Raw genomic sequence first — 9,739 nt, 5'->3', positions numbered from 1 at the left:
AGGATTTCACAACACACCGTTCGGCAGATGCCGAACTCAAAACGCTCCGATCCATCGGAGCTGCAAAAACCCCGACAAGTCGGGGACACAAAGCCCTTTTGTCGCTGTGTAATAGCGTTATGTGGCCCATAGGCCTTATAGGCTGGCATTCGCCAGCCGATGTTAAAGATTCAGTTGTTTAAACCATAAAGGGTATGAGTTCTCATGTCATGCGCAAGCCGGGCATGGGATGGTCAGCCCACTGGATCTGTGGTAAGCACGATCAACTGGCGAAACCCTTTGGGATTTGTGTGTTTTGTGCCTTTTGTGGTTAAAATTTTCATCTGAATTGTGGCACTGGGCAGCGGAGCTGCGATGCCGAATTAGAAATACCTGATGGTGAAGGCTGACGCACTGCTGGGGATGGAACATCGTTCCGCTATGCATCTCAAAATTCAGGACTGGGACTGAGCAAGTTTGGACTTTGCCACGATCAATTGTCCGAGTGCGCTGACAAGTGGCATTTGGCCTTCAAGGTTCAGCGAATGGGCGATGCGAAGGAACTCAAGATTGAGGTATTCCATTTCGGTGTCCCGAGCGTTTTGAATATCCTGAAGCGTCGAAATGAGCTGTTTCGATTTTTGACTGATCAGGGCCACCTGCTCCCGGATGCTTTCCCGCGAAATCGTAAGGTGGCGGGCCTGCGTCACCTGCAGGCATTCCTCGATCAATGCATCCACAAGGGATGCCAGAGAGGGTTCCCGGTGGAAGATTCCATTGTCCACCTCGAGCAGGGGACAGATCGAATTGTAGATCACATTGATAATCGCCTTCTTCAACACCGGAAGCTCAATGTCATCGCGATACTCAAACGGAAAATGGGTGGTGTGCAAAAGCTTCGCAGCGGCTTCAATTTCGTCGGGATTTCCACACACCGGACCGATCATCGAAGCAGCAATGGGACGGAAAACAAACGATGCTTGCCTGGACTCGCCCGCAGCTTCACTGGTCAGGTAGAGCACTGCTCTTCCCAGAGTTGGATATCCCAAACGCTGAAATTCCCGTTCAACATTCAACCCATTTTGCGCGAGAATGATGGGACCACCAGTATACTTGCCCTTCAGTCGGCTCGCAAAGGATGCGTTTGCGTAGGTCTTGCTGGTGATCACAATGATCCCATTTACCGAATCCAGCTCGTCCAGCGTGACACTCGGAACTGAACGTTGAAACGTTTTCTCACGAGTCTGCATGCGGATCGTCGTTGTCGCCGAACAGACGCTGCCGACACGGGTTCTCACCAGGCAGACCGGCCTGTTTTCCGACTTGAGAAAACAGGCCAACGGGGCACCGACTGCACCCCCGCCAAAGATATAAATCGTTTTCATGCTCTTTCACTGTGCATAGACGACAGCATGGGGTCCCTTTCCCCAAATCTGCCGGATGTTTTCCACGACCGCATCCATCAAAGGGGAACCATCCCTGTGATAGGCAACAGACAGCTGAACGGACTCTGAAAAATGAGGTAGAATTTCCACAGATTCCCGGTAGGGACTGATCTCCAGGGCATGCTGCGCGATCACGCTGAGTCCGATTCCGCTCGCAACATAACTCAATGTGGTCAGGTCGTTCGGGCATTCCCGGATCTGCGCCTTCAGTTCGATCCGATTCGCATGCGCCCACTTTTGCGATGCAACATAACACGAACAACCCTCGCTCATGAAAACCCATGGGTAGTGCTGCAGATCGGAGGTGGAAAGGGTTGCCCACTCGACCTGCCAGGATTTGGGAGCAACCAGAATCAATGGCCGACGCTCGAACGCAATGATCTCAAAATCAGCATTTTCAAAAGCCCTTCAAAGTAGCAAAAATCCAGCTTTCCTGCGACCAAGCGCTGCAGGTTGTCACTCGAATGACTGAAGGTCGTTTCAATCATCAACTTCGGGTAGCGAGAAACCAGTGCTTTCAACAACTCATCAAACTTGATGATTTCGGGAGGATTGTTGATCGCCAGTCTCACAGTTCCGGCGATCTCACCCGAAACAGCAATGAGTTTATCTTTGAGACGATCAACTTGATTGAGAATGTGCTCGGCCTCTTGCCAGAAAGCATGCCCATATTCCGTCAGAAACATGCCCTTGGCATTTCGCGTAAAGAGCTTCACTCCCAACACCTCTTCCAGCGATTTGATGTGAGCACTTGCAGAAGGAGCACTCAAAAACAGCTTCTGGGCTGCGCGCGTCAGGTTTTCCTCTTCTGCCACTGCGCAAAAAGTGCGGAGCTGATAGATTTCAACGCTCACAGGACAATGATTTTACCGTTGATGAAGAGTTTTTTCGCTTCAGGAAGTTCCCGGTTTCCAAACAGGTAGATGTCGGGTAGTTTCTGAAGCATGTTTCGGATCATGTTTTGCATGGACGCAAATGATACCCGCAATCTCAATCCGAATCCATAATCGTTTTCTGAATGTACCTTCGGAAAATCTGAACGCCACGCAATGGATCCCGCAACACAAGAACCCAAGCAGGGCAGGAGTGACGGGGCTTAACCGACTCGACAGGAATGCATTGCCATGAGCGTGCATTTCTTCGAATGTTTTGCACACTCAGCGGTTGGTTGTGTAAAACACCGCACTCACTCCCTACCCTCTCATGAACTGCATCGAACTCAACAACATCACCAAAACCTTCACGGGCAAGCTCGCCGTGGACCGCCTCTCGCTCTCCATTCCCAATGGCAGTATCTATGGTTTCATCGGACCCAACGGCTCCGGAAAGACCACGACCCTTCGCATGATGCTCAACATCATCTATCCCGACAGTGGGTCGATTTCGATTTTTGGCGAGAGCTACCGGAAATCCCATCGCAGCCGCATTGGCTATCTGCCAGAGGAACGCGGCATCTACAAAAAGATGAAAGTCGGGGAAATGATCCGCTATTTTGGAGACATCAAGGGTCGCACGATACCGACCTCCAGAGTCAAGGACTGGCTTGAACGCTTTGAACTCGGCGATACTTATCACAAAAAGGTGGAATCCCTCAGCAAGGGCATGAGCCAAAAGGTCCAGTTCATCAGTACCATCATTGCCGAGCCTGAACTGCTCATCCTCGACGAACCTTTTTCGGGTCTCGATCCCGTGAATACCGAAACCATGCGCAGCACCCTGATCGAGCTGCAGCGGGCTGGCAGCACGATTGTCTTTAGCACGCACGACATGAATACGGCCGAGCGCATGTGCGACCGCATCTTCATGATCTTTGAAGGCAAAAAAGTGCTCGATGGTACGCTGCAGGGCATTCAGAACCAATATGGCTCTGATACGCTGAGAGTTCGGCTCAACGGCACACCATCCGCGCTCGACTCACTGGAAGGAGTCAGCCATGTCACCGATTTTGGACAGGAACAGGAACTGCGCCTGGGTGCATCCGCTGATCCACAGCGCATCCTTCGCCAGCTGCTTGATCAACCCGGCATCCATGTGCAGCGTTTTGAGGTCGTACAGCCTTCCCTGCACGACATCTTTGTTCGCATCGCCGGTCCACGCGCCACAGAATCCAGCGCTGCGGCTACCGCCTGACCCACACTCCTTCACAGCATCCAACTCAGACACGCACCATGATCCGCAACCTTTTACTCGTCGCCAAACGCGAATACATTGCCACTGTTCGCTCCAAAGCCTTCATCATCGGCCTGATCGTCGCACCTCTCTTTATGGGCGGCAGCATCATCGCCATGGGTCTACTGCACGACAAAGTGGATACCACCGACCGCGAAGTGCGCGTGGTGGACTATACGAACCAGATTGGAGATAGCCTCATCGCAACCGCTCAGGAGCGCAACCAGAACGATGTGTTTGACCGCAACGACAAAAAGATCCGTCCAGCCTACCTGCTGAGTCTTGTGGAACCCGGACTCACTGCACCGGACGAACTGCGCCTGCAGCTCTCCGATGCAGTTCGTGCGGGGGAAATCTACGGTTTTCTCGAAATTGGACCCGAAATCCTCGACACAGAACCCGCTGCCGAATCCACCGACGACCTCAGAGCAGGTGCTGCCTTTTATTCCAAAAATCCCGCGCTCGACGACATGCGCAGCTGGCTGCGCGGTGCGCTCAACGAGCGCATCCGACACCTGCACCTGACACGACTGGGCATCGACCCCGCGCTCGCGGAATCGCTGTTCAAGTGGCACGCCGTGCAGGGAATGGAACTCGTGCAAGCCGATGAAAGCGGTGCCATCCAGGATGCGCGCAAGGCCAACGAACTCGCCACATTTGCCACTCCAGCCGCCATGATGATTTTTCTGTTCATGCTGATCATGATGGGTTCCATGCCGCTGCTCAACTCGGTGATGGAAGAAAAGAATCAGCACATTGCGGAAACCCTGCTCAGCTCCATCACTCCCTTTGAGTTTATGTTTGGCAAGGTACTGGGCGGAGTGGGAATCTCCTTCACGGCATCTGCGTTCTACATTTCCGGCGCCCTGATCATGCTTGCCAACATGGGGCTGATGGGATTTGTCCCCCTGCACCTGCTGCTGTGGTTTCTCATCTATCTGGTGCTTGCGATTCTCATGATGGGATCCATCATGGCCGCGATCGGCTCAGCCTGCACGGACATGAAGGAGAGCCAAAACCTCACCCTGCCCGCCATGCTCCCGATCATGGTCCCGATGTTTGTGATGATGCCCGTGATCAAGGAACCGCTCAGCACCTTCGCCACCACACTTTCCTTGATTCCCCCCTTCACTCCACTGGTGATGATGCTGCGACAAGCCGTCCCCGGGGGTGTTCCGTTCTGGCAACCGCTCGTCGGGCTGGCGGGACTCTTCCTGTTCACACTCCTGTGCATCTGGGTAGGAAGCCGAATCTTCCGCATCGCCATCCTGCTCAAAGGCAAAACCCCCAGCTTTGCCACGTTGATCCGCTGGTCGATTCGCGGGTAATTCCCGTATAACTGCTACGCAAAGGCGCAGCTTCGACTACTCCTCAAAACCATCATCTTTGGGAAACGTTTTTTTCCTTTCACACTTCATTTACAAGGGATTTGGTCGAAAATCCAGATACAGGATTTCCCTGATCATTCCCATCTATGAGTCGACACCATTCTCCTCTCACAGGCCGTGAGATCAGCTTTGGAGAAGAAGAAATTCTCGTCTCCAAAACCGAGTTAAGCGGCGTGATCACCTACGCCAACACGGTCTTTCAGCGCGTTTCAAGCTACACCGAGTCCGAATTGATCGGGCAGCCGCACAACATCCTGCGGCATCCCGCCATGCCGCGGGCGGTCTTCAAGCTGCTTTGGGATACCATTCAGAACCGTCGGGAAATTTTCGCCTATGTGCTCAACCGCGCCAAACACGGCGACGAATACTGGGTGTTTGCCCACATCACGCCAAGCTTCGGAATGGATGGCAAACTCAATGGCTACCACTCCAACCGACGCTTTGCCTACCGGGATGCCATCGCAAAGGTCACACGCCTTTACCAGCAGATGCTGCACGAAGAACAACAACATGCCCGGGCTGTTGACGCGATGGCAGCGTCCACCCGACTCCTGCAACAGGAGCTCGAGCGCAACGGCCAGAGCTACGATGAATTTGTTTTCAATCTCTCTGCAAAAACCACTCTCGACTCAACGCTTCACCCACGCAAACACAGCCTGTCATGATCGCATCCCTCTTAAAACCACGCAAAAGTGTTGAAACATCAACCGCTTCCGCTCCCACTCCCGCTCGGGATTCCAACATGATCTGCATCGACCGGGCCTCTCTTCAAAACATCGAAGGCGTCTGCAAGCGCATGCTGAAAGGCGACATCAACGCCCGAATTATGGGCATGGATGGCGATCATCCCCTCAAACCCCTGGCCGATGCCATCAACGGAACGTTGGATTTGGTCGATGCATTCACACGAGAATCAGGTGCTGCCATTGAACACTGCTCGCAGGATAAATTTCACCGCCCCCTGCTGCCTCAGGGCATGCCCGGAGTCTTCGGGACCAGCGCAAGCATCATCAATCAGGGTGGAGCGCGCATGCGCGAGAGTTTCCTGCGCTTCTGCGAAATTGCCGCACTGGCGGAGGAAAACAGCGCCGCAGTCAATACCATTGCCGCAGCCTGCGAAGAACTCAGCGCGACCAATCAGGAAATCACACGCCATGCCCACAGCACGGTGGAAAGCAGTCAACAGACCTCAACGCAAGCCACCGAACTCAGTGATCGCGTCGACGACATGAGTGACGCATTGCGCGATATTCAGGCGACCGTTAACATGATTGAGAACATCGCCCAACAAACCCACCTGCTCGCACTCAATGCCATGATTGAAGCATCCCGTGCAGGCGGCAAGGGCACGCGCTTCTCAGTCGTCGCCAATGAGGTCAAGGATCTGGCCAAAAGCACGTCCAATGCGACTGACCAGATCAAAACCCACGTCACCCGGATTCACCAGATATCCGAACGCACCAGCGGTTCCTTCGTTCAGATCGAGACAAGCATCAAGTCCATCGAATCTTCCTCGCATTTGATTCGAAACTCGCTGACGCACCAGGTAGCTGCGACCGAAGAGGTCAGCTTTCACGTGAGTGAGGTTGCCCGCAACATGGAGACCGTAACGGAAAAAATCCAAGACCTGCGCATTCGCCGTTGAAGCGGCAGGGTCAGCTGTTGTTGCTCAGCGTGCGGATGATCGTCTGCAGGCGCCGCACCTCCTGAATCGAACTGTCCAGCCGCGCGGCGATGTCTTCGTTCAGTGTTTCGAGCGTGTTTGCACGATTGGTTTCCTCGAGCAGGCGATTCTCCACATCGGCCAGTTCGCCACGAAGTTCCCGAAGCTGTTCGTTCAGGAGTTCACGATCCTTGATGGCTGCATCACGTGCTGCTTCAGCCTTGGCGATGCCCTCTTCCAGGAACTGCAACTTCGAACGGGTGGAAACGAGATCCTCCTCCAGACCGGCGATCTCAGCATCATGGGTCTGGGCTTCCTGGCGTGAAACAATCAGATCCTGCCGAAGCTGTTCCATCTCCTGCTCCTGTTCGCTGTTGGCCCCGGCCAATCCTCCAAACAACAGCAAATACACCCAGGGAGAGGACGCTACTACAATGGTGATAACTGCAAACAGGATTCTGAGCATGAATTGATAATAAAGGAAGTCTTGTAAAAACCTCAATACCAGAAACAACCCAATCGCATGCTTCGCACGGAGTACTAAACCTTCACACGAATGCCCCGGCGAATGTAGGTTGGAACATCCAGATCAATCCCGTTCCAGCTGTTTGCCGGAGTATCGTCAAAATACCCGCGATTGCTCTCATTCAAAATCGAGTCAAACATGACCTGCGGAACAGGTTCCGCGTTGTCACTGCTACGGCTCCCCACTGACCCGCTCTTGGATTTTCGGGATTTCGATTTCCGGCTCTGCCGGTGTACTGCCTGAGTCTCCGTCTCCTCTGTTCTGGCCAGTTGGGTCCATTCAAACTGCTTGCCCAGGTGAACAGAGAGGTAAAGCACGATGCGAAGCCCCGCCATCCCTTCCCTCACACAAGCACCAAAAAACGTCTTACCCGCCTGTTCAAAGCGCTCTGTCAGCACACGATTGATCTGATTCACTGCCCGGGCTGCGAGGCGATCCCCTCCCGTCACATGTACCAGCAATCGATCCACCTTCATCTCCTTGCCCGGAAGCTTCTGTTCCAGACGCTCCAGCAAGGTTTCCAGTGCCGAGTCCACTCCCTCGACTTCATCCTCGCATTGCGCGCTGAACAGAATCGATTTGGCAACATCGAGATCAAATGCGGATTGCAGTGTGCTCAGGTCAAACGCATAGAGTCCCTCTTCGCAAAGCATTGCAGCCATGGATTCGAGCGCGACTTTCGCCTCTACAAACATGCAGGCGAGCACCGGGTGTGCAAGTCCGTCACTCTGCATCTCCCCCAAAAAATCATCACCTTCCAACCCAACCGCTGCCATGCACAGTTCACGCAATTGCGCCAGCACCTGCCGCGCACCATCCACCCGCCGACGACCTTCAAACGAAAAGGGCAACAATCCATAGGCAAGCATCGGCGTGTTTGCCTGTTGGGCCAATCGAGCAAGCTCGGGTAAAAATCCACCGGAAAATCCGCCACCGAGCGCACCGGCAACCAACACAAGATCCTTATCCTGCAACCAGGATCGACATGTGTCCTGCTCATCCAGATAGATGCTGCGACCGAGTTCATATTGCCCGACACAGCCAAGACCATGGGCAATGGAAATACCCATATTGCGCTTTAATGAATCGTCAGCCTGGATGCGCTCCAACGATGCTGCACAGCTGTCCCACAGGGCAACAGCAACCTCCCATTTGGGGTCCAGATTCAAGGCGGCAACCAAGCGACACCCTTCGTTTCCGAGTCCGATGATGCCAAGTTTGAATCCCTCGACGGGTGTGAGTGTCACTGCCATGCTGTCCTCAGAATGCCGTTCCCTACCCTATTTCATCAAGCCCGAAAATCGGCTGAAAAAGCTGCGCTGGCGCGGTTGTTCAGGCAAGTCACCACTCACGTCGGAAAATGCAAACTGCAGCAATCCGATCACCGCGCTGAGTTCCGGTCGCTGCAACTCGCTGATCACCCAATCCGGATTGCGACCGAGGCGGACCGGCATTTTGAACACCTGGCTGGCGAGCGTCTCGAGTCCGGTCAAGCGTGAGCTGCCTCCGGTCAGAACCACCGATGGTTTGACTTTGTAGGACTCCAGCGCCGGGCTGATGTCATGTTTCACAATCTGCAATAGCTCATCAGTGCGAGCATGAATGATGCGGTGCAAGGTGCGTCGCGACAGCTTGCGATCCCCGATGCTCAGGTCTCCGCGCATCCAGACCATTTCATCCTCCTCGTCCTCCCGCACAATGGCTTTGCCCTGTTCGATCTTGAGCTGTTCTGCATTTTCCCACGGGATGCGCATCGCGAGACTGATGTCATTGGTAATGTGATCCCCGCCCACATCGATCACCCCCGTGCGAAGTACATACCCATCCGAGTAAAGTGCGTAGTCCGTGGTTCCGGCTCCGATGTCGAGCACGAGCACCCCACTCTCTTTCTCATCATCACCTGCGACCACACGACCCGAGGCCAGGCTGCCCAGAAACATTTCCTCCACCTTGACCATGAAGCTGTTCACAATCTGAATTTGATGCTTCAACAGAGCTTCGTCCGCATGCACCGCCCAGTAGTTTGCGGTCAACTCATTGCCCTTGACCGAGTAGGGTTCGTCCACACGCATGCCATCCACCTCAAACGGATTGCGCATGAACTGCACATACACCCGTCCCGGTGGCAGTTCCCGCCGCTTGGCTTCCTGTTGGGCGCGATTGACGTCAAACTCGGTCACAATTTTTGCCATATGGCTAACCTGCGCCTTGCCCACCTGTTTTTCCCCGATGATGTGGGATCCTGTCAGTGCCATGTAAACCGATTTCAGATTCACCCCCGCATTTTTTTCCGCAGAAGTGATCGCATGGTGCACACAGGCATTCGTTCGCTTGAGGTCAATGATGCGCCCCTTTTTCACCCCCGTCGTTTCCACTACCGAACGTCCGATGATGTTCAGTCGAAACGGATCCAGAACCTCGGCCACAAGGACGGCCACTTTGGACGTTCCGATTTCTAATGCGCCAATGATCTGCGGGGATGCCATTCCGTTCAGTTTTCAGGAGAACCTAGTTTCAAACAAAGCAACGGTCCCAACACAAGAAGGAAGCGTTGGGCCAGTGAGGCCCA

10 protein-coding genes are annotated in these 9,739 nt (G+C 53.9%); 4 read left to right on the top strand and 6 right to left on the bottom strand.

From position 1 onward, the window contains the following. Window positions 1–434: 434 nt before the first annotated feature. Genes ABQ298_01535 through ABQ298_01525 form a run of 3 tightly spaced genes read right to left on the bottom strand, consistent with a single transcriptional unit; the run spans window position 435 to window position 2,278 of the window. Window positions 435–1,364: a ketopantoate reductase C-terminal domain-containing protein gene (locus ABQ298_01535; protein MEQ9823045.1), complete on the bottom strand. Its 930-nt coding sequence runs from the start codon at window positions 1,362–1,364 to the stop codon at window positions 435–437. A gap of 6 nt (window positions 1,365–1,370) precedes the next feature. Beyond that, window positions 1,371–1,781, bottom strand: a complete 411-nt coding sequence (locus ABQ298_01530; protein MEQ9823044.1) for a LysR family transcriptional regulator substrate-binding protein — start codon at window positions 1,779–1,781, stop codon at window positions 1,371–1,373. Beyond that, entirely contained in the window at window positions 1,778–2,278 is a 501-nt protein-coding gene (locus ABQ298_01525) for a LysR family transcriptional regulator (GenBank protein MEQ9823043.1), read from the bottom strand. Before ABQ298_01525 ends, ABQ298_01530 begins: the two co-directional genes overlap by 4 nt. A 349-nt stretch (window positions 2,279–2,627) precedes the next feature. On the opposite strand from ABQ298_01525, the gene ABQ298_01520 reads away from it, so the two are divergent. The 4 genes from ABQ298_01520 (at window position 2,628) to ABQ298_01505 (ending at window position 6,626) form a co-directional block, all read left to right on the top strand. Then, the gene (locus tag ABQ298_01520; GenBank protein ID MEQ9823042.1) at window positions 2,628–3,554 is read left to right on the top strand and encodes an ATP-binding cassette domain-containing protein; all 927 of its coding nucleotides are present in this window, start codon (window positions 2,628–2,630) and stop codon (window positions 3,552–3,554) included. 38 nt (window positions 3,555–3,592) lie between these two features. Then, the gene (locus ABQ298_01515) at window positions 3,593–4,921 is read left to right on the top strand and encodes an ABC transporter permease (protein MEQ9823041.1); all 1,329 of its coding nucleotides are present in this window, start codon (window positions 3,593–3,595) and stop codon (window positions 4,919–4,921) included. A gap of 146 nt (window positions 4,922–5,067) precedes the next feature. Further along, complete coding sequence (locus ABQ298_01510) at window positions 5,068–5,646, top strand: PAS domain-containing protein (GenBank protein ID MEQ9823040.1); 579 nt, start codon at window positions 5,068–5,070, stop codon at window positions 5,644–5,646. A 77-nt stretch (window positions 5,647–5,723) separates the two neighbouring features. Beyond that, window positions 5,724–6,626 carry a methyl-accepting chemotaxis protein gene (locus ABQ298_01505; protein ID MEQ9823039.1) on the top strand — a complete coding sequence of 301 codons (903 nt, stop codon included), beginning with the start codon at window positions 5,724–5,726 and terminating at the stop codon, window positions 6,624–6,626. Window positions 6,627–6,636: 10 nt separating this feature from the next. Here the strand turns inward: ABQ298_01505 and ABQ298_01500 are convergent, their stop codons facing one another. From ABQ298_01500 to ftsA, 3 genes are all read right to left on the bottom strand, one after another. Continuing rightward, window positions 6,637–7,110 (bottom strand): hypothetical protein, encoded by a 474-nt coding sequence (locus ABQ298_01500; GenBank protein ID MEQ9823038.1) that lies wholly within the window; start codon window positions 7,108–7,110, stop codon window positions 6,637–6,639. A gap of 74 nt (window positions 7,111–7,184) precedes the next feature. Next, entirely contained in the window at window positions 7,185–8,423 is a 1,239-nt protein-coding gene (locus ABQ298_01495; protein MEQ9823037.1) for a hypothetical protein, read from the bottom strand. 27 nt (window positions 8,424–8,450) lie between these two features. Then, window positions 8,451–9,656, bottom strand: a complete 1,206-nt coding sequence (gene ftsA / locus ABQ298_01490) for a cell division protein FtsA (protein MEQ9823036.1) — start codon at window positions 9,654–9,656, stop codon at window positions 8,451–8,453. Window positions 9,657–9,739: the final 83 nt, after the last annotated feature.

Source organism: Puniceicoccaceae bacterium (assembly GCA_040224245.1).
In the GTDB taxonomy this organism is placed as follows: Bacteria; Verrucomicrobiota; Verrucomicrobiia; order Opitutales; family JAFGAQ01; genus JAKSBQ01.
The sequence above is the reverse complement of the archived record's forward strand: the minus strand, read 5'-3'. Positions and strand labels throughout refer to the sequence as shown.